The organism is Alsobacter ponti, assembly GCF_024294805.1.
In the GTDB taxonomy this organism is placed as follows: domain Bacteria; phylum Pseudomonadota; class Alphaproteobacteria; order Rhizobiales; family Beijerinckiaceae; genus Alsobacter; species Alsobacter ponti.
This window is the reverse complement of record NZ_JANCLU010000017.1, coordinates 24,505-46,141: the sequence shown is the minus strand read 5'-3', so window position 1 is coordinate 46,141 and position 21,637 is coordinate 24,505. Positions and strand designations below refer to the sequence as shown.

The window sequence follows — 21,637 nt, the reverse complement described above, 5'->3', positions numbered from 1 at the left end:
GGCGGCCTTGCCGGGGGCCGAGGCCGCGCGTATCACATCTTTCCGCGTCACCGGGGGTCAAGGTCGTGGCAGGCAAGGACATCGACGCGCCGGTGCTGGTGACCGGCGCGGCCGGCTTCATCGGCTTCCACATGGCGGCGCGCCTGCTCGCCGAGGGCCGCCGCGTCGTCGGCTTCGACAACGTCAACGACTATTACGACCCGGCGCTGAAGGAGGCTCGCCTCGCCGAGCTGTCGCGCCATGCCGGGTTCACCTTCGTGCGCGGCGCGCTGCAGGACCGCGAGGCCGTCGACGGGCTGTTCGCCCGCTTCGGCTTTACGCACGTCGTCCACCTCGCGGCGCAGGCCGGCGTGCGCTACTCGGCGGTGAACCCCTACGCCTACGGCGAGTCCAATCTCACCGGCTTCCTCAACATGCTCGAGGCGTGCCGCCGCGCCGAAGTGAGGCACCTGCTGTTCGCCTCGTCGTCGTCGGTCTACGGCGCCAACACGCGCATGCCCTTCTCGGTGCACCAGAACGTCGACCATCCGCTGTCGCTCTACGCCGCGACCAAGAAGGCGAACGAGCTGATGGCGCACTGCTACGCCCACACCTACGGCCTGCCGGCGACGGGGCCGCGCTTCTTCACCGTCTACGGCCCGTGGGGCCGGCCCGACATGGCGATGTGGCTGTTCGCCGACGCCATCCTGGCCGGGCGGCCGATCACCCTGTTCAACCACGGCCGGATGCGGCGCGACTTCACCTATGTCGACGACATCGTCGAGGCGATGCTGCGCCTCGTCGACATGCCGCCGACCGGCGACCCGGCCTGGTCCGGCGACGCGCCCGACCCGGCCAGCAGCCGCGCGCCCTATCGCATATTCAACATCGGCAACAACAATCCCGTCGAGCTGATGCGGCTCGTCGCGGTGATGGAGCAGGCGCTCGGCCGCGAGGCGATCAAGGAATACGCGCCGCTGCAGGTGGGCGACGTGCCGGAGACCTTCGCCGACGTCAGCGACCTCGCGGCGCTGGTCGGCTTCCAGCCGTCCACGTCCATCGAGGAGGGCGTGCGGCGCTTCGTCGACTGGTTCCTCGCGTGGCGGGCGCGCTGATGCCGCCGCACGGGAGGCGCATCGCCGTCATCGGGCTGGGCTATGTCGGCCTGCCCGTCGCCACCGCCTTCGCGGCGTCCGGGGCGAGCGTCATCGGCTTCGACATCGACGCCGAACGCATCGCGGAACTGCGCGAGGGCCGCGACCGCACGCGCGAGGTGGAGCCCGAGCGCCTCGCCGCCCCGACGCTGCGCTACACGCACGACCCGGCCGAACTGACGCGGGCCGATTTCTTCATCGTCACCGTGCCCACTCCCATCGACGCCGCCCGCAGGCCCGACCTCACCGCGCTGCTGCGCGCCTCCGAGACCGTCGGCCGGGCGATGCGGCCGGGCGCCATCGTCGTCTACGAATCCACGGTGTACCCGGGCGCCACCGAGGAGGATTGCGCGCCGGTGCTGGAGCGCGCCTCCGGGCTCGCGCGGGGAACCGACTTCGCGGTGGCCTATTCGCCCGAGCGCATCAACCCGGGCGACCGCACGCACCGGTTCGAGAGCATCGTCAAGATCGTCTCCGGAGAGGACGCGGCGACGCTCGACATTGTGGCGGAGGTCTACGGCTCGGTGGTGCGGGCGGGCGTCCACCGCGCGCCCACGATCCGCGTCGCCGAGGCGGCGAAGGTCATCGAGAACGCCCAGCGCGACCTCAACATCGCCTTCATGAACGAGCTGTCGATCATCTTCCGCCGGCTCGGGATCGACACGGGCGACGTGCTCGCGGCGGCGCGGACGAAGTGGAACTTCCTGCCCTTCACGCCCGGCCTCGTCGGCGGGCACTGCATCGGCGTCGACCCCTACTACCTCACCTATCGCGCCGAGAAGGCCGGCTGCCACCCGGAGGTGATCCTGGCCGGGCGGCGCGTCAACGACGCGGTGGGCGAGCGCGTGGCGCGCGAATGCGTGCGGCTGCTGCTGGCCGCCGGGCGGGCCCGCCCGCGCGTCACCGTGCTCGGCCTCACCTTCAAGGAAAACGTGCCGGACACGCGCAATTCCCGCGTCGTCGACATCATCGCCGAGCTGCGCGGCTTCGGCATCGAGGTGCAGGCGCACGATCCGCTGGCCGATCCGCGCGAGGCGGAGCGCGACCACGGCGTCACCCTGTCGCCGCTCGACGCGCTTGCCCCCGCCGACGCCGTCATCCTCGCCGTGCCGCACGCCTTCTACCTGGAAGGCGGATGGGCGCTCGCCCAGGGCCTGCTGCGCGACGGCGAGGGCCTGGTGATGGACGTCAAAGGCGTTCTCGACCGCGCCCTGCGCCCCCACCCCGTCGCGCTGTGGCGGCCTTAGGTGCCGGACTCGCCAGGCCATTGCTGAGCGGGGCCTCCGGTCCGCCCTTATAGCTCACCCCGCGCGGAATTCGGGGTGCAGGGCGGCGTAGAGGCGGCGGTAGGCGTCGAGGCGGGGCGCGTAGGCCGCGTGCAGCGCCGGGTCCGGCGCGGTTTCGTCGAGGATGGCGGGCTTGGCGCACAGGCGCGCGGGGTCTTCGCCGGTCAGCGCCAGCCGGCCGAGCCGCGCCGCGCCGAAGGCCGGTCCCTTGGCGCCGCCCTGGTAGCGCGCCAGCGTGACGCCGAGGACGCTGGCGAGGATGCGCATCCAGAACGCGCTGCGCGCGCCCCCGCCAATCACCGCCGCGCGGCCGATGCGCGTGCCGGAGGCGGCCAGCGCGTCGCGCGCATCGGCGAAGCTGAACGCCACGCCCTCCAGCACCGCCTGCATCACCTCGGCGCGCGTGGTGTCCGGCGTCAGGCCGAACAGGACGCCTCGGGCGTGCGGGTCGTCGTGCGGCGTGCGCTCGCCGGTGAGATAGGGAAGGAAGATGAGCCGCGAGGGCCCGGCGAAGCCACGCTCGGCCTCGGCCAGCAGCGTCTCGATCTCCGCCCTCATCAGCCCGGCGGCGAAGGCCAGGCAGCTTGCCCCGTTCAGCATCGCGCCCATCTGGAACCACAGGCCCGGCAGAGCGTGCGCGAAGGCGTGGACCGCCGTCTCCGGGGCGGGCCGATAGTGCGAGGTGGTGACAAAGAGCTGCCCGGACGTGCCGAGCGACAGGAAGGCGTCGCCGTCGGCGACCGAGCCGATGCCGATCGCGCCCGCGGCCGCGTCCCCCGCCCCGGCGGCGACCACGACGCCGCGCCCCATGCCCCACCGCGCCGCCAGTTCCGGGAGCAGCGCGCCGGCGGGCTGCGGGCTTTCCAGAAGTCGCGGCAACGCCGACTTCGGCAGCCGCGTCGCCTCGGCGGCCTCGGCGGACCACTCCCGGCGGGCCTCGTCCAGCCACCACGTGCCCGCCGCGTCGGACATGTCCGTCGCCTTCTCGCCGGTGAGGAGCAGGCGTACGTAGTCCTTGGGCATCATCACCGTGCGCAGGCGCGCCAGCACGTCGGGCTCGTGGGCGGCGAGCCAGGGAATCTTGGGGCCGGTGAAGCCGGCCATCGGCAGGACGCCGACGACGGCGGGCAGATGCGGGTGGCTCGCCCGCAGCGCGCGGGCCTCGGCCGCCGCGCGGCCGTCGTTCCACAGCATGGCGGGACGCAGCGGCGCGTCGTCGTCTCCCAGCAGCACCGCGCCGTGCATCTGCCCGGAGAGGCCGATGGCCCCGACCGCCGCCAGCGCGGCGGCCTCGTCGCGCTTCAGCCCGTCGAGGAGGTCGCCCACGGCGCGCCACCAGTCGAGCGGGTCCTGCTCGGACCAGGAGGGCCGCGGCCGCGACACGGCGAGCGGCGCGTCGCGCTCCGCGATCACGCGCTCGGCCTCGTCGACGAGGACAAGCTTCACCGCCGACGTGCCGATGTCGATGCCGAGAATAGTGGCCACGCTGGAAGCTCCCGCCCGCTGACGAACAAGCTTCGGGTAGCACGGCCGCGCCCCGCGAAGCCAGCGACCCGGCAACGTCCGGCGACTCGGCAACCTCCGGAAACAAAAAGCCCGCCTCGAGGGCGGGCCAAGTCTGGGAGGAAACTCCGATGAGGAGCATCCTCTTTGTCTCACAAGCACTCGCAAGTGACAATTTGGCAAAAGTGCTGACAGTATTTTCCCGGATGCCTCGGTTTGCGAGATTCAACTTTCGATTGAGACGCCGCGTGTAACGAGACCACGCGTGATGCTTCCCGTGGCTGGAAGAAGCGGGATGAGGCACGCCTGCAGGGCGTGGTAGATGTCGGGCTTGCCGAAGAACGGGTCGCTGTTGGGCCGCAGCGCGTCGTCGAGCTGCGGGACCCAGCCGCCGTGCTTCGCGTCAATGAAGCGCGCCGCGCTGAAGTTCCAGATGCGGCGGTACCACTCCTCGAACACCGCTTCGCCCGTGGTGGCGCGCAGGACGTGCGCCGCGCCGATGCCCTCGCAGCACGGCCACCAGTAGCGGTCGCGGATGCGCGGCGCGCCGCTCCACTCCAGCGTGTAGTAGAAGCCCCCCTTGTCGCGGTCCCAGCCGTCCTGAACCGCCTGCAGGAACAGGCCGCGCGCTGCCCCGGGCAGCCAGTCGACGCGGCGGCCGCCCAGCTCCCACAGCTGAACCAGCAGCCGCGCCCATTCCAGCCAGTGGCCCGGCGTGACGCCGTAGGGCCGGAACATCGGGCTGCCGGAATAGTCGCGGTCGAGCGCCCACTCAGCGTCGAAATGCTCGGCCAGCCGCCAGCCGAGCGCGCGGGCGTGGCGGTTGACGATGAGGTCGGCGATGCGCTCGGCCATGCGCAGGTATTGGCCGTCGCCGGTCGCCTCGAAGGCGGCCATCAGCGCCTCGGTGAGGTGCATGTTGGAGTTCTGGCCGCGATAGTCGCCGAGCGGCGTCCAGTCGCGCGCGAACTCCTCCGCGACCGCGCCATGCCGCTCTTCCCAGAACCGCGTCAGCAGCGTCTCGGTCACATCGGCGAGCAGGCGGTCGGCATCGGGGTGGCCCGCCACCTTGGCGCTCGAGGCCGCCAGCAGCACGAAGGCGTGGCCGTAGGCCTGCTTGCTGTCGTCGGTCGGGCCCTGCGGGCCAACGCCCCACAGATAGCCGCCTCGCGCGGCGTCCCGGTGGCCATTCCAGAGAAACGCCATGCCGTGGTCGACGATGGCGTCGCAGCCAGGCCGCCCCATCAGGTGGCCGATGGCGAAGCAGTGGACCATCCGCGTCGTGGCATGGAGCTGCCGCGCCGGATTGGCCCCGGCCGGCATCGGGCTGCCGTCGGTGTCGAGGTCGTGGAAGCCGCCGGCGGGGTCGACCGCGCCGGCGAAAAGGTCGAACAGCGCGTCGGCCTGGCGCAGCAGCCACAGGCGGTGGGCCGGCAGGTCGGCCCAGGCCGGCGCGTCGGGCTTGACGATGAGATCGGTCACGCAGGGTCCTCCCGCCGCCTGTGTAGAGCCGCCCCCGCCGGGGTTCAAGCGCGGCTCAGCGCTCGGTGTCGGCGTCCTCGTCGTCCTCGTCCGCCTCGGAGGCGGGGATGGCGTAGACGCCGTTCAGCCAGCGCGACAGGTCGAGGTCGGCGCAGCGCTTCGAGCAGAACGGCCGGTAGCGCATCACGGCCGGCTTGCCGCACTGGGGACAGGGGCGGCCGGTGGGGGCGTCGGGGTCGGGCGCGGCGTCGTCAGCCATGGGGCGCTCCGGCGTTCAGCCACGCCGCGTGCAGCGGGTAGCCCTCGCCCGTCAGGATGGCCGCGGTTTCATAGAGCGGCAAGCCGACGACGCTGGAATGCGAGCCGACCAGCTTGGTGACAAAGGACGCCGCGCGGCCCTGCACGGCGTAGCCGCCCGCCTTGCCGCGCCATTCGCCGGAGGCGAGATAGGCCTCGATGTCCTGCCGCGAGAGGTGCTTGAAGCTGACGCGCGTCTCGACCAGCCGCTCGCGCAGGCCCCCGCGCGGGCCGATCACCGCAAGCCCGGTATAGACGCGGTGGCCGCGCCCGGAGAGCAGGCGCAGGCACTGCGCCGCCTCCTCGACGTGCTCGGGCTTGGGCAGGATGCGGCTGCCGCGCGCCACCACGGTGTCGGCCGCGACGATGAACGCGCCCTCGAGCTCCGGGCGGGTCGCCAGCACGGCGCGGGCGCGCTCGGCCTTCTCGCGCGCCAGGCGGCGGGCCACGGCCTTGGGCCGCTCGCCCTTCAGCGGGCTCTCGTCGATGTCGCTGGGCAGCAGCGCATCCGGCTCGATCCCGATCTGCTGGAGGAGGGCCAGCCGTCTCGGCGAGGCCGAGGCGAGCACAAGTCGGGGACGCCAGTCGGGAACCGAAGCGGGCAAGCGATCTTTCCTTGAGGTCCGGATGCTGTATTGAGGACGGAACGCCGGGCCGTTCGCCGGGCCGGCGCGGCCGGACCGTACTGGAATCGGCCCGATTTGTGAACTGCGCCACCCCCGGCGCGCCTTCCCCCGCCAAGACCTCGCGGCCCGCCGCGCGGCCGGGCGCTGCGAGCGTGAGATCATGGACCCTATGCTGAACAACGCGATCAGGCTCGGCCTGTTTTCCGTGGAGGCCGGCATCGCCGCCGGCGTCACCATCGCGGCGCGCGCCCCGCTGCTCATGGGCGTCGGGCGCGGCTCACCCCGCGCGGCCGAGGAGACGCGGCGCATGGTGTCGGAGAAGGCCGAGGCCGCGATCGAGGGCGCCATCGCCGCCCAGTTCGCCATGGGCCGCTTCTGGATGCGGATCATGCTCGGGCAGGTCAGCCATCCGGCCGGCTTCGCGGACGGCCTGGCCGGCGTCGCCGCCGCCGCCGCCCGGCCCGCCCACCGCAGGGTGCGCGCCAACGCCAAGCGGCTGGCCGGCGGCGTCAGGTACTGAGCCGCGCGCTCAGGGGCGCGGCTTGTCGTCGAGCCCGGCGGCGGCCGCCGCCACCACCTCCGGCGGCACGTCCTCGCCGCGCTCGCGCCGGCGGTAGGCCCGCACGCCCAGCGGGATCAAGGCCAGGTACGTCACGGTGATCAGCGTCAGCATCTCGAAAGTGTGGCTCACCATCAGCGCCACGGCGAGCGCGGCGGCGATGAGCATCGGCACCACCCATTCGCGCGGCACACGCGTGCCCAGCGTCTTGCCCGCGTAGGTGGGGATGCGGCTGACCATCATCAGCGCCACGAACAGCAGGTAGGCCGCCTCCACCACCGCGAAGCCCATCGGCCGGCTGAAGCCGTCGAGGTGGAGATAGAGCGGCAGCAGCGCGGCGAGCGCGCCGGCCGGCGCGGGAATGCCGACGAAGAAGTTCTTCTGCCAGTCCGGCCGCGCCGGGTCGTCGATCATCACGTTGAAGCGCGCCAGACGCAGCGCGCAGGCCATGGCGTAGGCGAGCGCCACGATCCAGCCCGGCGAGCCGATCTCGTGCAGGCTGAACGTGTACAGCACGAAGGCCGGGGCGACGCCGAAGCTGACGAAGTCGGCCAGCGAATCGAGCTCCGCGCCGAAGCGCGACGTGCCCTTGAGCAGGCGCGCCAGTCGCCCGTCCAGCCCGTCGAGCACGGCGGCGACGAGGATGGCGTAGACGGCGCGGTCCATCTGCGCCTCGCCATGCACGGCGTAGCGCATGGCGGTGAGCCCGGCGCACAGCGACAGCAGCGTGACGATGTTGGGCAGCAGAACCCGCAGCGGCACCGGCTTGAAGCGGCGGCGCCGCGGCTCGTCACCGGGCTCGTAGGGAGGGAACAGGTCCGTCATGGGGCGCGAGCATAGGCGGGCGGCGGATGGGTCACAAGGACGCGCCCGGCCGCGTCAGGCGGTGCGGAAGGCGCGCGCCGGGTCGGCCCCGCGCGCGTCGGCCAGCACGGTTTCGCCGGCCACCGCACGCTGGCCCTCGCCCACCAGCGGCGTCACGCCCTCCGGCAGGTAGACGTCGACGCGCGAGCCGAAGCGGATCAGGCCGAAGCGCTCGCCGGCGGCCACTTCCTGCCCCCGGGCCACGAAGCCGACGATGCGCCGCGCGATCAGCCCGGCGATCTGCACCACGCCGTAGCGCGCGCCCGCGTCGGTCTCGATGACGAGCCCGTTGCGCTCGTTGTCGTCGCTCGCCTTGTCCAATTCGGCGTTGAGGAACAGGCCGGCGCGGTAGGCGATGGTGACGATGCGCCCCGCCACCGGGGCGCGGTTCACGTGGCAGTCGAACACGTTCATGAAGATCGAGATGCGCGTCAGCGGCGTCTCCGAGAGCTCCAGCTCCGGCGGCGGCACGCAGGCGACGATCTGCGACACGCGCCCGTCGGCCGGCGAGATCACCAGCCCCTCGCGCACCGGGGTCGTGCGCGGCGGGTCACGGAAGAAATAGGCGCACCAGGCCGTGAGGATCCAGCCGAGCCAGCCCAGCGGATCCCAGATCCAGCCAAGCACCAGCGCCAGCACGGCGAAGCCGGCGATGAAGGGCCAGCCCTCCTTGTGGATCGGCACGAACTGCCGCCGGACGGACTGCAGGATGGTGGTCGGGACGAGTTCTTTCAGCAGCATGTCGCAGCGTTGTCACGCTCCAGCCCTCGCCGTCAAGCGGCGGGGGCCGGCGCGGGCTCCTTCGAGGCCACCGACAAGGTCTCCTTCGCGGCCTCCTCGCGCGGCAGCCCTTCCAGCGTGGCGCGCGCCTCGTCGACCTCGCGCTGGCGGTTCCAGAGCTGCGCGTAGACGCCGCCGCGCGACAGCAGGTCGGGGTGCGAGCCGCGCTCCACCACCACGCCCTTGTCGAGCACGAGGATCTCGTCGGCGTTGACGACGGTGGACAGGCGGTGGGCGATAACCAGGGTGGTGCGCCCGCGCGATATGCGCTCCAGCGCGTCCTGGATGTCCTTTTCGGTGAAGCTGTCGAGCGCCGAGGTCGCCTCGTCGAGCACCAGGATCGGCGGCCCCTTGAGGATGGTGCGCGCGATGGCAACGCGCTGCTTCTCGCCGCCGGACAGCTTGAGGCCGCGCTCGCCCACGCTGGTGGCGAAGCCCTCCGGCAGCGAGCGGATGAAGCGGTCGATCTGCGCCAGCGCCGCCGCCTCCTCCACCTCGGCCTCGGTGGCCTCCCAGCGCCCGTAGCGGATGTTGTAGCCGATGGTGTCGTTGAACAGCACCGTGTCCTGCGGGACCATGCCGATGGCGGCGCGCAGGCTCTTCTGCGTCGCGTCGGCGATCGGCTGGCCGTCGATCAGGATGCGGCCGGACTGCGGCTCGTAGAAGCGGAACAGCAGGCGCGAAATGGTCGACTTGCCCGCCCCTGACGGGCCGACGATGGCCACCGTCTTGCCGGCCGGCACCTCGAAGCTGACCCCCTTCAGGATCGGGCGCTCCGGCACGTAGGCGAAGCGCACGTCCTCGAAGCGCACCGCGCCCTCGTGGACGACGAGCGGCTTCGCGCCGGGCTTGTCGGCGATCTCGGGCGCGCGGTCGAGGATGTCGAACATTTGCTCGATGTCGGTCACCGCCTGCTTGATCTCGCGGTACACCATGCCCATGAAGTTGAGCGGCTGGTAGAGCTGGATCAGCATGGCGTTGATCATCACGAGGTCGCCCAGCGTGTGGCGGCCCTCGCGGATGCCGATGACGACCAGCACCATGCAGGCGGTGAGGCCGGCGGTGAAGATGGCCGCCTGCCCGGCATTGAGCACGGCGAGCGACACGTAGGCCTTGACGCTCGCCTTCTCGAACCGCTCCATCGACTTGTCGTAGCGGGAGGTCTCGCGCTCCTCGGCGCCGAAATACTTCACCGTCTCGAAGTTGAGCAGGCTGTCGACGGCCTTGGTGTTGGCGTCGGTGTCGCTCTCGTTCATGCGCCGGCGGATGCCGATGCGCCAGTTGGTGGCCTTGGTGGTGTAGGTCATGTAGGCGACGATCATCACCACGGTGATGACGCAGTAGCGCCAGTCGAACTGCCAGAGCAGCACGCCGAGGATCATCGCGAACTCGACCACGGTGGGCACGCCGGTCAGCATGCTCATGCGCACGATGCTCTCGATGCCGTTGCGCCCCCGCTCCAGCACGCGGGTGAGGCCGCCGGTCTTCTTCTCGAGGTGGAAGCGCAGCGACAGCCGGTGCATGTGCTCGAACACCTCGAGCGCGAGGCGGCGCACGGCGTTCATCGCCACCGAGGCGAACATGGCGTCGCGCCATTGCGTCAGCAGCGCCATCAGGAGCCGCGACACGCCGTAGATCACCGTCAGCGCGACGGGCGCGGCCGCCAGCGCGGCGATCGGCACGTCGTGCTGGTTGGCGGGCACCAGCGCGTCGGTGGCCCACTTGAAGGTGAAGGGCACCGAAATGGTGACGAGCTTGGCGACGAACAGCAGCACCGTCGCCCACAGGATGCGCGCGCGCAGGTCCGCCCGGTCCTTCGGCCACAGATAGGGCCACAGGCCCTGGATGGTCGAGACGAGCGCGCCCTTGTCGGCGCTGACGCGGCGGCGGGGCGTCGCGGGCGGGGTCACGTGGGTCATGGCGAGCGGAGTCCGGGTTCGGTCAGACGGCCTATATAGGGCCTTGCGACCGGACGCGCACCCCTGCCCGGCGGCTCGCCGCGCGTCAGCTCCGGTCGGTCGGCAGCACGAAGACCTGGCCCGGATAGATGCGGTCCGGATCGCGGATCTGCTTCTGGTTGGCCTCGTAGATCACCGTGAAGCGCACGCCCTTGCCGTAGATGCGCTTGCTGATCCGCCACAGGCTGTCGCCGCGCGTCACCTGGGTCGAGCGGATCTCGGACAGCACGACGTCCGAGGCGGAGGCCACCTGCCCTCCCGCCGCGGCGGTCGCGCCGGAGGGAGCGCCCGCGCCGTTCGAAACGCCGGCGGCCGGGGCCGAACCGGCCGGAGCCGGCGCCGCCGAAGCGACGCGCGGCGCGTAGTCGAACGCCACTTCGGCGCGCGACAGCACCTTGCCGCCGGCGGGCTCCACGTCGTCGACGCGCACCCGGTAGTTTCCGGGCGTCAGGCCGCGCCCGATGGTGAAGGACCAGCCACCCTGCGGCGAGGCCGTGGCGGCGGCGAGGAAGCTGTCGTTGAGGTAGAGGCGCACGGTCGCGCCCGGCTCGGCCACGCCCGAGGCGTGGAATCGGCCGCCGTCCTCGGCCTCGACCGTGCTGAGCGCGACACGGGCGCGCTCGCCGGAAGGCGGGGAAGCTGCGGCCGGAGCCGAGGGCGCGGCGGCGACGGTGCTCGGCTTGGCCAGCAGCTGCGTCGGCTGGCCCGGCTGGGCGAGCGCCACGATGACGTCCCCGCCCGAGGCGGCCGGAACCGAGACGGCGATGCTCTGCGTCGAGGCGATGTCCTGCCCGGACGCCGTACGCGCGGTCAGCGTCAGCTCGTGGGAGCCCGCCGGGATCGCCGGCGGCACGAATGCGAAATGCCCGCCGGCGTCGGCCGTGACGCTGGCGAAGGGCTTGCCGTTGAGCATCAGCGTGACCGTCGCGCCCGGCGCGGCGCGCCCGGCGATGACGCTGTCGCCCGTCGGCTCGACGCGCACGACGTCGAAGCCGGGCGGCATGGGGGCGGCTTCAGCCTGGGCGGCGGGAGCGGCCGGCGGCTGCGGGGCGGGAGCGGAAGCGGCGGGGGCCGGAGCCGGCGGGACAGCGGCCTGCTGCTGGGCGGGAGCCGGCGCGGCTGGGGCGGCGGGGGCAGGCTGCTGCGGCGCCGGCGCGGCGGGGGCGGCCGCCTGGTCCTGCGGCTTCGGGGGCAGGCCATACCACCAAAAGCCGCCACCGAGCCCGATCAGGCCCGCCAGCACGATCGCGATCTTCAACCACCCGGCCATCCAATTGCCCCGCTCATGCGTTACCGCAGGATGCTTGTAGAGGATTATACAGCGAAACGGAAACCGCTTCGCCCCGGAAATGACCCAAAAACAAGGCGGTACGGCCCAAAATCCAACCGTTCCGACAAGCCCCTCACCCTTTACGTCAACTTCACCACGCAAGACGCCGCTCGATGCGGGGTCGGCGCGCGGATTGACCCCGGTCGAGTGCAATGCAACATGATCCCATGACCGACCTTCGTTCGATATGCGTCTATTGCGGCTCCGCGCACGGGGCCGACCCGGTGTTCGCCAGGGCCGCTGAGCAACTCGGGCGCGAGATGGCGCGCGCCGGCCTGCAGCTCGTCTATGGCGGCGGCAATGTCGGGCTGATGGGCGTCGTCGCCCGCGCCGTGCTCGACAATGGCGGCAAGGTGGTGGGCGTGATCCCCGAGTTCCTGAAGGCGCGCGAGATCATGATCCCCGACGCGCAGGAGCTCATCGTCGTGCCGGACATGCACACCCGCAAGCGCATCATGTTCGAGCGCGCCGACGCGTTCGTGGCGCTGCCCGGCGGCGTCGGGACGCTGGAGGAGCTCGTCGAGCAGATGACGTGGGCGCAGCTCGGCCAGCACGGCAAGCCGATCCTGCTCGCCAATATCGGGAATTTCTGGAAGCCGCTGCTGGTGCTGCTGGCCCACATGCGCGAGGCCGGCTTCATCCGCCCCGGCTCCGAGGTGCGCTACCAGGTGGCCGAGGAGATCGGCGAGATCATCCCCATGCTGCGCGCCGCCACCGCCCGCCGCCAGCCCGCCCCCGCCGCCGAAGCGCTGGTCGAGGAGCGGTTCTAGAGTCGTAAGCTAGGCGGGCTCAGCCCGCCTCGTTCCCGGAACCCCGGAGCGTCAGCGGAGGTGTGTCAGGGAGCCAGCGCATGGATGTTGCCGCGAAGCGGCGCTTCATCGGCCTTATCATAGTGCCGCGCTGACGCGCGCCATATTGCTCTGGACCCCGGCTCCGGTTCCGCTTCGCTGCACCGGTCCGGGGATGGGCCGCCGCAAGCGGAAACGGCCGGCGTCGCGCCGGCCGTCCCGTTTCGATCGCTTGCGCCTTCGCGGCGCGCGCGTCAGGGCTTCGGCGGGGTCGCCGGCGAGGCCGGAGGCGTCGTAGCCGGAGCCGTGGTGGCCGGAGCCGGGGCCGCCGGAGCGGGCGCGGTCGCGCTGGGCGATGTCGTGTTGGGCGCGCCGGCGGGTGAAGCCGGGCGCTGCACCGAGCCGGTCGTCTCGACCGCGCTGCGGTTGGCGTCGGCGCTGGTGTTGGTGGTCGTCGAGCCGTCATAGCCGCGCCACACGAAGAAGATCACCGCGATGACGGCGAGAACGCCGAGAATCGCGCCGATCACGCCCGTATTGCTGGCCGGCCGGCTGTCGACGGTGGTGTTCGTCACGGCGGGGCCCGTAGAACGATAGTCTTCGTCCACCGTCCTGCGGTTCACATCGTTAGGATCGTATGTCATGGCTGCTCTCCTCACACTCCGAGCCGTCGTTTCGTCCCCGGTTGAACGCTCGCTGTTTTCAATTGTTCCGGAGCCCGACTTGACACGGGGGCGGCGCTGGACGGCGCGGGCCGGCCGTCGGATAGTGGAAGGCGGCGCAGCCCGAGCGGCGACGCCGGGTTTTCCGGACGGGGGGAAAAGACAATGAAAACAGTTTTGGCCGCCGCGGCGCTTGCCGCCGCGCTGCTCGCTCCGGCCGTCGCTTCGGCCCAGACGGCGACGTCCAAGCCCGCCGCCAAGCCGGCCGCCAAGCCGGCGGCGACGGTCAACCTCAAGGTAACGGTGACGAACGGGCGCGACCTGCCGGTCAGCTCGCTGGCCTTCACCGGCGCGACGGCCGCCAAGCCGGCCGCCAACGCGCTCAAGACGCCGCTCGCCCCGGGCAAGACCGTCACGGTGACGTTCAAGGCGAAGAAGGGCGACTGCGTCTACAACATCGCCGGCCGCCTCGCCGACGGCGAGGACTTCACCGCCGACGGGCTCGACGTCTGCAAGGACAGCACCCTCACCATCGTGGAGTGAGGCGGGCCGCCGCCTCCCCCTCAGCCACCCCTACAGCGTCGCGCCGCAGGTGAGCAGGCGGTAGGTGATGGAGTCGGTCAGCGCCTGGAACGAGGCGTCGATGATGTTGGCGGAGACGCCGACGGTGGTCCAGCGCTCGCCGGCCCCGTCGCCGGTCTCCACCAGCACGCGGGTCACCGCGTCGGTGCCGCCCTGGAAGACGCGCACCTTGAAGTCCAGCAGCTCCATCGGGTCGATGAAGCTTTGGTACTTGCCAAGGTCCTTGCGCAGCGCCACGTCGAGGGCGTTGACCGGGCCGTTGCCCTCCGCCGCCGAGATGAAGACCTGGCCGTCGACCTTCACCTTGACGATGGCCTCGGCCACCGAGATCAGCTCGCCCAGCGCGTTGTAGCGGCGCTCGACGTTGACCTTGAAGCGTTCGACGGTGAAGAACTCCGGCACCTCGTTGAGCACGCGCTTGGCGAGCAGGAAGAACGAGGCGTCGGCGCCCTCGTAGGCGTAGCCCTGCGCCTCGCGGTCCTTCACCTCGTCGAGCAGGCGCGCGACGCGCGGGTCGTCCCGGTGGACGACGATGCCCAGCCGCTCCAGCTCCGCCAGCACGTTCGACTTGCCGGCCTGGTCCGAGATCAGCACCGTGCGGCGGTTGCCCACCGTCTCGGGCGGCACGTGCTCGTAGGTGCGCGGGTCCTTCAGCACGGCGGAGGCGTGGATGCCCGCCTTGGTGGCGAAGGCGGACGCGCCGACATAGGGCGCGTGGCGGTTCGGCGCGCGGTTGAGCAGCTCGTCGAGCGCGCGGGAGACATGGGTGAGCGTGGAAAGCCCCTCGTCGCCGACGCCGATGTCGAAGCGGTCGGCGAAGCCGGGCTTCAGCTTGAGCGTCGGGATCAGCGTCACGAGGTTGGCGTTGCCGCAGCGCTCGCCGAGCCCGTTCAGCGTGCCCTGGATCTGGCGCGCGCCGGCGCGCACGGCGGCCAGCGAGTTGGCCACCGCCTGGCCGGTGTCGTCGTGGGCGTGGATGCCGAGCCGGTCGCCTGGCACGACGCGCCCCACCGCGGCGACGATGGCCTCCACCTCGTGCGGCAGCGTGCCGCCATTGGTGTCGCACAGCACCACCCAGCGCGCCCCCGCCTCGAAGGCGGCGCGCGCGCAGGCCAGCGCGTAGTCGGGATTGGCCTTGTAGCCGTCGAAGAAATGCTCGCAGTCGACCAGCACCTCGCGGCCGCGCTCGCTGGCGGCGGCGACGCTGTCGGCGATGCCTTCCAGGTTCTCGTCCAGCGTGCAGCCGAGCGCGACGTGGACGTGGTAATCCCACGCCTTTGCGACGAAGCAGATGGCGTCGCAGTCCGCCTCCAGCAGCGCCGCGACGCCGGGGTCGTTGGCGGCGGAGCGCCCCGCCCGCTTGGTCATGCCGAAGGCGGTGAAGCGGGCGTTGCGGGTCGGCTTGCGGGCGAAGAACGCAGTGTCGAGCGGATTGGCGCCGGGATAGCCGCCCTCGACATAGTCGACGCCGAGCTTGTCGAGCATGCCGGCGATCTGCGTCTTGTCGTCGATCGAGAAGTCGATGCCCGTCGTCTGCGCGCCGTCGCGCAGCGTCGTGTCGAAGAGGTAGAGGCGTTCGCGGGCGGGGTTCATGAGGTCACCGGAATTCAGATCAGGCCGTAGAGGCGCAGCGCCACCAGCGCGGCGAAGACCATGAGGACGATCTTGACGCCGAACAGCCAGAGCAGCCGGCGCGGCGGCAGGTCGCTCTTTCGAGAATCTCCCTGGCTCACCGCTTCAGCTCCCAGGTGGTGGTCGGCTGGCCGGTCGCGGCGTCCTTGCCGTCCATGAGGACGACGCCGAGCGCCACGATCTCGTCGCGCAGCCGGTCCGATTCCGCCCACTCGCGGGCCTTGCGCGCCTCGAGGCGGCGGGCGACGAGCGCGTCGACCTGGGCCTTCAGCTCGGGCGCGACCTCCTCCTCCGCCACGTCGAGCGCGATGCCGAGCAGGGCGGCGCAGCCGACGAGGTTGCCGGCGAGCGCCAGCGCCTCCTCCTCGTCGCGCGGGGCGTCGGCCCCTGCCCCGCCGTGGAAGAACTGGTTGACGCGCGCGCCGTAGCCGAGCAGCAGCGTCAGCGCCTTCGGCGTGTTGAGGTCGTCGGACAGCGCCTCGATGAACTCCTGCGTCGGTTCGGCGGGGCCGGCGCCGTTGCGGCGGATGGTGTTGCGCCAGCGCGCCAGCGTGCGGCTCGCCTCCTCCAGCGCGTCCACCGTCCAGTCGATCGGCTGGCGGTAATGGGTGCGCAGCATGGCCAGGCGCAGCTCCGCGCCGTCCCATTTGCGGCCGCCGAAGCTGTCCGTCTCCAGCAGCTCGCGGATGGTGTGGAAGTTGCCGAGCGACTTCGACATCTTCTCGCCTTCCACCTGCAGGAAGCCGTTGTGCATCCACACGTTCGCCATCACCGAGTGGCCGAAGGCGCAGGTGGATTGCGCCAGCTCGTTCTCGTGGTGGGGGAACACGAGGTCGATGCCGCCGCCGTGGATGTCGAACACCTCGCCGAGGTGCTTCCAGCTCATCGCCGAGCACTCGATGTGCCAGCCCGGCCGGCCGCGGCCCCAGGGGCTCTCCCAGCCCGGCTCGTCGGCCGCCGAGGGCTTCCAGAGCACGAAGTCGGTGGCGTCGCGCTTGTAGGGCGCGACGTCGACGCGCGCCCCGGCGATCATCTCGTCGAGCGAGCGGTTGGAGAGCGCGCCATAGGCCGGCGCGCCGGGCACGCCGGCCATGGCCGGCACGTTGAACAGCACGTGCCCGTCCGCCGCGTAGGCGACGCCGCGCGCGATCAGCCGCTCGATGATGGCGATCATCTCGGCGATGTGCTCGGTGGCGCGCGGCTCGACGGTGGGCGGCAGGCAACCGAGCGCCGCCACGTCCTCGCGGAAGATGCGCGCCGTCTCCTCGGTGACCTCGCGGATCGACACGCCGCGCTCGGCGGCGCGGGCGTTGATCTTGTCGTCGACGTCCGTGATGTTGCGGACATAGGTGACGTGCGCCTCGCCGTAGAGCGCCCGCAGCAGGCGGAACAGCACGTCGAAGACGATCACCGGCCGCGCATTGCCGATATGGGCGTAGTCGTAGACGGTGGGGCCGCAGACATACATCCGCACGTTCGCGGCATCGATCGGGACGAACTCGTCCTTGCGGCGCGTGAGGGTGTTGTAGAGCTTCAGGGACATGCGGTTCCACCTTGCCAGGCTGGCCGGGACAACCGCTCCGATATGTCAGAGAATGACGGCTCCAGCCAGCGGTGACGCTAGCTGCAAATGAGGATTCGGAAGGTCGCGAACGACGAGGCCATCATGGCGCGCACCATGCCCGCGCCGGGCCGCGAGGTCAACCCGCCGAACGGCCAAGTCCTCGCCGCCTGTATCGCGCCGTCTGTGGCGCAAGCTCCACACCCCGGGAAAGCCTGGGGGCGACGCATCCTTAACGCTTGCGAAGCGGTCGTGCGACGTCTAGTGCAACCGCTCAGCCGATGCGTGCCGGATCGCACTGCGTTGGAACGTCATCGCCATTAACTGATTATTACCGTGATGCCGGCATTCTGCTGCGCGTCACTTCTCCCCGGACCCGAATTTCCATGACGCGCTTCGCTCTCGCGACCCTGTTGCTCGGCTCGACTCTGTCTGCGCTGCCGGCCACCGCCGAAATGCGCTCCTTCATCGTGCCGGCCAATGACGGCTACGGCGTCGCGGACTGCCTGGCCGACGGCTCGGCCTGCGGACGCATCGTCGCCGACGCGTGGTGCCGCGCGCAGGGCATGGGCGCCGCGGCCTCCTTCGGCCCGTCCGACCCGGTCGAGGTGACGGCGGCCATCGCCCGCGCGGGCGCGACGTCCGAGCGCACCTACACCATCACCTGCAACGAGTAAGACTCCGCAACGGGCAGAGCGGCGGCGCGGGCGCGCCGCTCAGCTCTTGACGAAGTCGGCGCAGCGCGGCGTGTCCGCCGCCGCGCCCCACGGCATCACCGGCACGGCCGACGTCGAATTCTTCGGCGAGCCCTCGATGATGCGATCCGAATAAACCAGGTAGACCAGCACGTTGCGCTTGGCGTCGCAGCCGCGCACGATCTGCATCTTCTTGAAGATCAGCGAGCGCGAGGCGCGGAACACGACCTCGCCCTGCGAGAACTTCTCCTTGATCTTGATCGGCCCCGTCTGCCGGCAGGCGAGCGAGATGTCGGAGACCTCCTCCGCCACGCCGAGCATTCCCTTGACGCCGCCGCGCTCCGGCGCGGTGTAGTAGCAGGTGACGCCCTCCACGCCCGGATCGTCCAGCGCGTAGGTGACGAGCTTGTCGTCCGGCGTCAGCATCTTCCACACGGTCGATTTCTTGAAGATCACCTCCGGCTCCTGCGCCCGCGCGGGCGTGGCGACGGCCAGCGCCGCCGCGGCGCAGACCAGCGCGGCGAGGATCGTCGGGAGCGTGCGGCTCGGTGCGGATCGGGTCATCGCGTCCTCCATCCGCCGTAGATAGGAACGCCGCGCCGCATCGCCAATGCGCGGCCGGGCGCGCCCACGGCGGCGCTTACGATTGCTTAAGGCGCGTCACGTCATATGGTTGCGTTTTCAGTATCTTTTTCCGTCCGGTTGCGGACGCCGATTGCGAACGAAGTCTTTTCAGCAATGGTTGTCATGGACCCGTCCGCGCCCCTCGGCGCGCCTTCCGGCTCGCCCGCCAGCGACCGCACCGCCTTCCTGGCGATGATGAGTCACGAGATCCGCACGCCGCTGAACGGCATCGTCGGCATCGCCGAGGCGATGCAGGATTTCCCGCTCGCCCCCGAGCACCGCCGCTACGTGGATGCGCTGCGCGGCTCCGCCGACCATCTCCTGCGCGTCGTCGACGACGTGCTCGCCTTCTCCAAGCTCGAGGCCGGGCGGGTGGAGCCCGCCGACGCGGAGTTCGACCTGGCCGCGCTGCTGCACGAAGTGGCCGAGATGGCGGCCCCCGCCGCCCACGCCAAGGGGCTCTTCCTCGGCGCGTTCGCCTCGCCCGACCTGCCGGCCATGGTGCGCGGCGACGCCGACCTGCTGCGGCAGGTGCTGGTGAACCTGGTGGGCAACGGCGTGAAGTTCACCGCCAGGGGCCACGTGCTGCTCGAGGCGCGGCGCAAGGCCGATGGCGAGGACGGCGAGCCGCGCCTGGAGATCCTGGTGCGCGACACCGGAATCGGCATCCCGGCCGAGGCGCTGCCGCGCCTGTTCGGCGAATTCGTCCAGGTCGATTCCAGCATCGCGCGACGGTTCGGAGGCACGGGGCTCGGCCTCGCGATCTCGCGCCGCATCGCCCGGCTGCTGGGCGGCGTCATCGACGTGAGCTCCCGCCCGGACGTCGGGAGCACGTTTCGCGTCGAACTGCCGCTCAGGGCGGCCCGCGGGCGCGCGCCCCTGTCTCGCGCGCTCGCGGGCCGCCGCCTTCTCGTGGTGGCCGCCAACGCGGGGGCGCGCGAGTTCCACGCGCGCTGCCTGGCCGCGCTCGGCGCGGATTTCCGCGTCGCTTCGGACGCCGCGTCCGCCACGGCGGCGCTGGCCGAGGCGAGCGTCGACGCCGTGCTGGTGGACGAGACGCTGGGCGACGAGGGCGTGGAGGCGCTCGCCGCGGGCCTTCGCCGGCGCGCCGCCGGGGCGCGCCTCGTGCTCGCCGCCGCCGCCCCGGCGTGCGGCGAACCGGGCGCGGCGCGCGGCTTCGACCTCGTGCTCGCCAAGCCGACAACCCCCGCCGCGACGGCGGCCGCGCTCGCCGCCGCGGCCGATTCGCCGCCGCCGCGCCCGGGGAGCGCGCCGCGCGGGCTGGTGTTGCTGGCCGAGGACGTGCCGACCAACCGGATGGTGCTCGCCGCGCAGCTCGAGCGGCTGGGCTTCGCTCATGTCGCCGTGGCGGACGGCGAGGCCGCCGTGCGCGCCGCGGCGGCGCAACGTTTCGACGCGGTGCTGATGGACCTGATGATGCCCGGCATGGACGGCTACGCGGCGGCGCGCGCCATTCGCGCCCTGCCCGCCCCGAATTGCGACGTGCCCATCGTCGCGCTCACCGCCAGCACGCTCGCCGCCGACGCCGAGGCGGCGCGCGCGGCGGGCGTCGACGCGGTCGCCGCCAAGCCGCTGAGCCGCGAGGCGCTGCAGCGCGTGCTGGCGACGCCGCGCGCCGGAGCCGACCCCGCGCCGGGCGGCCCGGGCGACGCGCCGCTGGCGGCGCTGCGCGACGCCATGGACGCGGCGGAGCTGGACGAATTGGTGGAGGTCTTCGTGACCGACACGGCCGCCCGCATCGCCGCCATGCGGGACGGGCTGGGCGATCCGCGCCGGATCGGCCTGCTGGCCCACGCCATCCGCTCGGCCGCCACCGCCATGGGGCTCGCCGGCCTCGCCGCGATCGCGGAGGGGCTGGAGCGGGATGCCGCCGGGCTCGACGTCGAAGCTCTCGAACGCCAGGTCACGGCGCTCGACGCCGCGTTCGGCGAGGCGCGCGCCGCACTGGAGGGGTGCTGATGTCGGCGGCCGCCGCCTTCCCCCTCGACGCCGCCCCGCGCGGGCGCAACCTGCTTGTGGTCGACGACGACCGGCTGCAGGTGCTGATCCTCGCCGGCATGGCGCGGCGGTGCGGCTTCGCCGTCGACACCGCCTCGTCGCTGGACGAGGCGGTGGCCCGGCTGCGCACGCGCGGCTACGCCACCATCATCCTCGACCTGTCGCTCGGCGGGCGCGACGGCGTGGAGCTGGTGCGCCACGTCGCGGAGGCGGGCCAGAGCCCGTCCCTGCTGGTCGTCTCCGGCATGGAGGAACGCATCCGCGACGGCGCGCTGCGCTACGCGCGCGCCATGGGGCTGACGACGCTCGGCACGCTGCGCAAGCCGATCCACTTCCCGGACGTGCGCGACCGCCTGGCCGCCGCCACGCGGAGCGCCGCGCCGCGCGACTCGGTCGCCGGCGCGCCGCCGCGCTTCGAGGCGGCGGAACTGCGCGAGGCGCTGGAGAGCGGCGAGATCGCGCCGGTCTACCAGCCCAAGGTCGACCTCGCGACGGGGCGCGTCATCGGGGTGGAGGCGCTGGCGCGCTGGACCAGCCCGACGCTGGGCCTGGTGCCGCCGACGCAGTTCGTGCCTGTCGCCGAGGCGGCGGGGCTGTCGGCCGCGTTCACCGACGCCATGCTGCGCGCGGCGCTGCGCGACATGGCGCGCTGGCGGGAGGTCGCGGATGTCGGCGTCGCCGTCAACGTGCCCGCGACGGCGCTGGTCGACGTCGAATGGCCGGACCGCGTCGAGGCGGCGCTCGCCGAGGCCGGCCTGCCGCCGGAGCGGCTGACGGTGGAGATCACCGAGACGGTGGCGACCTCCGAGGCCCCGCTGATCACCGACATCCTCACGCGGCTGCGCATCAAGGGCTGCCTGCTCTCGCTCGACGATTTCGGCACCGGCTACTCGTCGCTGCTGACGCTGCTGCGCCTGCCCTTCAGCGAGCTGAAGCTCGACCGCTCCTTCGTGCGCCACTGCGACCGTGACCCCTACGCGCTGCAGATCGTGCGGGCGATGCTGTCGCTGGCGCGCGGCTTCGGCATGCGGGCGGTGGCGGAGGGGGTCGAATCGGCTGAGGTCGCGGCGCTGCTGCGGGACGAGGGTTGCGACGTCGCGCAGGGCTACTTCTACGCGAAACCGATGGGGATGGCCGATTTCCGCGCGCTGCTCGACGCCGAGCGCGGCCCGCGCCGCCCCGGCGAGGATGGCAAGCCACAGGAATCTCTCGGGCTCGCTTGAGTCTCGCCACGATGTGCGGCCAAGATCGCGCTC

The 21,637-nt window shown here is 71.8% G+C and carries 21 protein-coding genes; 8 read left to right on the top strand and 13 right to left on the bottom strand.

What is annotated here, in order from left to right; all coding sequences use genetic code 11:
• Positions 1-65 precede the first annotated feature (65 nt).
• Entirely contained in the window at positions 66-1,094 is a 1,029-nt protein-coding gene (locus NK718_RS16245) for an NAD-dependent epimerase (protein WP_371877309.1), read from the top strand.
• The gene (locus NK718_RS16240; protein ID WP_254744516.1) at positions 1,094-2,380 is read left to right on the top strand and encodes a nucleotide sugar dehydrogenase; all 1,287 of its coding nucleotides are present in this window, start codon (positions 1,094-1,096) and stop codon (positions 2,378-2,380) included. Before NK718_RS16245 ends, NK718_RS16240 begins: the two co-directional genes overlap by 1 nt.
• A 54-nt stretch (positions 2,381-2,434) precedes the next feature.
• On the opposite strand, the gene xylB is transcribed toward NK718_RS16240, so the two are convergent.
• From xylB to NK718_RS16220, 4 genes are all read right to left on the bottom strand, one after another.
• Positions 2,435-3,904 carry a xylulokinase gene (gene xylB / locus NK718_RS16235; RefSeq protein ID WP_254744393.1) on the bottom strand — a complete coding sequence of 490 codons (1,470 nt, stop codon included), beginning with the start codon at positions 3,902-3,904 and terminating at the stop codon, positions 2,435-2,437.
• Between the two features lie 243 nt (positions 3,905-4,147).
• Positions 4,148-5,404, bottom strand: a complete 1,257-nt coding sequence (locus tag NK718_RS16230) for an AGE family epimerase/isomerase (RefSeq protein ID WP_254744391.1) — start codon at positions 5,402-5,404, stop codon at positions 4,148-4,150.
• A gap of 55 nt (positions 5,405-5,459) precedes the next feature.
• A complete protein-coding gene (yacG, locus tag NK718_RS16225; RefSeq protein ID WP_254744389.1) occupies positions 5,460-5,663 on the bottom strand; it encodes a DNA gyrase inhibitor YacG in 204 nt (67 codons plus the stop codon).
• The gene (locus tag NK718_RS16220) at positions 5,656-6,306 is read right to left on the bottom strand and encodes a Maf family nucleotide pyrophosphatase (protein WP_254744387.1); all 651 of its coding nucleotides are present in this window, start codon (positions 6,304-6,306) and stop codon (positions 5,656-5,658) included. Before NK718_RS16220 ends, yacG begins: the two co-directional genes overlap by 8 nt.
• Positions 6,307-6,487: 181 nt before the next feature.
• On the opposite strand from NK718_RS16220, the gene NK718_RS16215 reads away from it, so the two are divergent.
• Positions 6,488-6,847, top strand: a complete 360-nt coding sequence (locus NK718_RS16215; RefSeq protein ID WP_254744385.1) for a hypothetical protein — start codon at positions 6,488-6,490, stop codon at positions 6,845-6,847.
• 9 nt (positions 6,848-6,856) lie between these two features.
• On the opposite strand, the gene NK718_RS16210 is transcribed toward NK718_RS16215, so the two are convergent.
• From NK718_RS16210 to NK718_RS16195, 4 genes are all read right to left on the bottom strand, one after another.
• Positions 6,857-7,711 carry a CDP-alcohol phosphatidyltransferase family protein gene (locus tag NK718_RS16210; RefSeq protein WP_254744383.1) on the bottom strand — a complete coding sequence of 285 codons (855 nt, stop codon included), beginning with the start codon at positions 7,709-7,711 and terminating at the stop codon, positions 6,857-6,859.
• Positions 7,712-7,765: 54 nt separating this feature from the next.
• Positions 7,766-8,491 (bottom strand): phosphatidylserine decarboxylase, encoded by a 726-nt coding sequence (locus NK718_RS16205; protein WP_254744381.1) that lies wholly within the window; start codon positions 8,489-8,491, stop codon positions 7,766-7,768.
• 32 nt (positions 8,492-8,523) lie between these two features.
• On the bottom strand, positions 8,524-10,449 hold the full coding sequence (locus NK718_RS16200; RefSeq protein ID WP_254744379.1) for an ABCB family ABC transporter ATP-binding protein/permease: 1,926 nt from the start codon (positions 10,447-10,449) through the stop codon (positions 8,524-8,526).
• Between the two features lie 85 nt (positions 10,450-10,534).
• On the bottom strand, positions 10,535-11,758 hold the full coding sequence (locus NK718_RS16195; RefSeq protein WP_254744377.1) for a LysM peptidoglycan-binding domain-containing protein: 1,224 nt from the start codon (positions 11,756-11,758) through the stop codon (positions 10,535-10,537).
• A 227-nt stretch (positions 11,759-11,985) separates the two neighbouring features.
• Between NK718_RS16195 and NK718_RS16190 the strand changes: the two genes are divergently transcribed.
• A complete protein-coding gene (locus NK718_RS16190) occupies positions 11,986-12,588 on the top strand; it encodes an LOG family protein (protein WP_254744375.1) in 603 nt (200 codons plus the stop codon).
• 272 nt (positions 12,589-12,860) lie between these two features.
• On the opposite strand, the gene NK718_RS16185 is transcribed toward NK718_RS16190, so the two are convergent.
• The gene (locus NK718_RS16185) at positions 12,861-13,250 is read right to left on the bottom strand and encodes a hypothetical protein (protein ID WP_254744373.1); all 390 of its coding nucleotides are present in this window, start codon (positions 13,248-13,250) and stop codon (positions 12,861-12,863) included.
• Between the two features lie 183 nt (positions 13,251-13,433).
• On the opposite strand from NK718_RS16185, the gene NK718_RS16180 reads away from it, so the two are divergent.
• The gene (locus tag NK718_RS16180) at positions 13,434-13,811 is read left to right on the top strand and encodes a hypothetical protein (RefSeq protein WP_254744371.1); all 378 of its coding nucleotides are present in this window, start codon (positions 13,434-13,436) and stop codon (positions 13,809-13,811) included.
• Positions 13,812-13,841: 30 nt separating this feature from the next.
• Here NK718_RS16180 and cimA read toward each other — a convergent pair whose 3' ends face one another.
• The 3 genes from cimA to cysS are packed head-to-tail and all read right to left on the bottom strand — an operon-like array spanning position 13,842 to position 17,025.
• The gene (gene cimA / locus NK718_RS16175; protein WP_254744369.1) at positions 13,842-15,443 is read right to left on the bottom strand and encodes a citramalate synthase; all 1,602 of its coding nucleotides are present in this window, start codon (positions 15,441-15,443) and stop codon (positions 13,842-13,844) included.
• A gap of 14 nt (positions 15,444-15,457) precedes the next feature.
• Positions 15,458-15,583, bottom strand: a complete 126-nt coding sequence (locus NK718_RS22000; protein ID WP_256515668.1) for a hypothetical protein — start codon at positions 15,581-15,583, stop codon at positions 15,458-15,460.
• Positions 15,580-17,025 carry a cysteine--tRNA ligase gene (gene cysS / locus NK718_RS16170; protein ID WP_254744367.1) on the bottom strand — a complete coding sequence of 482 codons (1,446 nt, stop codon included), beginning with the start codon at positions 17,023-17,025 and terminating at the stop codon, positions 15,580-15,582. The genes NK718_RS22000 and cysS overlap by 4 nt, the downstream gene beginning before the upstream one ends.
• Before the next feature lie 404 nt (positions 17,026-17,429).
• On the opposite strand from cysS, the gene NK718_RS16165 reads away from it, so the two are divergent.
• Positions 17,430-17,720 (top strand): hypothetical protein, encoded by a 291-nt coding sequence (locus NK718_RS16165; protein ID WP_254744365.1) that lies wholly within the window; start codon positions 17,430-17,432, stop codon positions 17,718-17,720.
• 39 nt (positions 17,721-17,759) lie between these two features.
• Here the strand turns inward: NK718_RS16165 and NK718_RS16160 are convergent, their stop codons facing one another.
• Positions 17,760-18,302: a CreA family protein gene (locus NK718_RS16160; protein WP_254744363.1), complete on the bottom strand. Its 543-nt coding sequence runs from the start codon at positions 18,300-18,302 to the stop codon at positions 17,760-17,762.
• Positions 18,303-18,485: 183 nt separating this feature from the next.
• Here NK718_RS16160 and NK718_RS16155 point away from each other — a divergent pair, with 183 nt between their 5' ends.
• Positions 18,486-20,342 (top strand): ATP-binding protein, encoded by a 1,857-nt coding sequence (locus tag NK718_RS16155; protein ID WP_254744360.1) that lies wholly within the window; start codon positions 18,486-18,488, stop codon positions 20,340-20,342.
• On the top strand, positions 20,342-21,604 hold the full coding sequence (locus tag NK718_RS16150; protein WP_254744358.1) for an EAL domain-containing response regulator: 1,263 nt from the start codon (positions 20,342-20,344) through the stop codon (positions 21,602-21,604). The genes NK718_RS16155 and NK718_RS16150 overlap by 1 nt, the downstream gene beginning before the upstream one ends.
• Positions 21,605-21,637 lie beyond the last annotated feature (33 nt).

Bases quoted from the DNA above. Each gene is read 5' to 3' on its own strand.
- NK718_RS16190 (WP_254744375.1), top strand. From the start codon at position 11,986: ATGACCGACCTTCGTTCGATATGCGTCTATTGCGGCTCCGCGCACGGG.
- NK718_RS16240 (WP_254744516.1), top strand. From the start codon at position 1,094: ATGCCGCCGCACGGGAGGCGCATCGCCGTCATCGGGCTGGGCTATGTC.
- NK718_RS16185 (WP_254744373.1), bottom strand. From the start codon at position 13,250: ATGACATACGATCCTAACGATGTGAACCGCAGGACGGTGGACGAAGAC.
- NK718_RS16155 (WP_254744360.1), top strand. From the start codon at position 18,486: ATGGACCCGTCCGCGCCCCTCGGCGCGCCTTCCGGCTCGCCCGCCAGC.
- NK718_RS16195 (WP_254744377.1), bottom strand. From the start codon at position 11,758: ATGGCCGGGTGGTTGAAGATCGCGATCGTGCTGGCGGGCCTGATCGGG.
- cimA (WP_254744369.1), bottom strand. From the start codon at position 15,443: ATGAACCCCGCCCGCGAACGCCTCTACCTCTTCGACACGACGCTGCGC.
- NK718_RS16200 (WP_254744379.1), bottom strand. From the start codon at position 10,449: ATGACCCACGTGACCCCGCCCGCGACGCCCCGCCGCCGCGTCAGCGCC.
- NK718_RS16165 (WP_254744365.1), top strand. From the start codon at position 17,430: ATGACGCGCTTCGCTCTCGCGACCCTGTTGCTCGGCTCGACTCTGTCT.
- NK718_RS16160 (WP_254744363.1), bottom strand. From the start codon at position 18,302: ATGACCCGATCCGCACCGAGCCGCACGCTCCCGACGATCCTCGCCGCG.
- NK718_RS16205 (WP_254744381.1), bottom strand. From the start codon at position 8,491: ATGCTGCTGAAAGAACTCGTCCCGACCACCATCCTGCAGTCCGTCCGG.
- yacG (WP_254744389.1), bottom strand. From the start codon at position 5,663: ATGGCTGACGACGCCGCGCCCGACCCCGACGCCCCCACCGGCCGCCCC.
- NK718_RS16215 (WP_254744385.1), top strand. From the start codon at position 6,488: ATGGACCCTATGCTGAACAACGCGATCAGGCTCGGCCTGTTTTCCGTG.
- NK718_RS16210 (WP_254744383.1), bottom strand. From the start codon at position 7,711: ATGACGGACCTGTTCCCTCCCTACGAGCCCGGTGACGAGCCGCGGCGC.
- cysS (WP_254744367.1), bottom strand. From the start codon at position 17,025: ATGTCCCTGAAGCTCTACAACACCCTCACGCGCCGCAAGGACGAGTTC.
- NK718_RS16150 (WP_254744358.1), top strand. From the start codon at position 20,342: ATGTCGGCGGCCGCCGCCTTCCCCCTCGACGCCGCCCCGCGCGGGCGC.
- NK718_RS16180 (WP_254744371.1), top strand. From the start codon at position 13,434: ATGAAAACAGTTTTGGCCGCCGCGGCGCTTGCCGCCGCGCTGCTCGCT.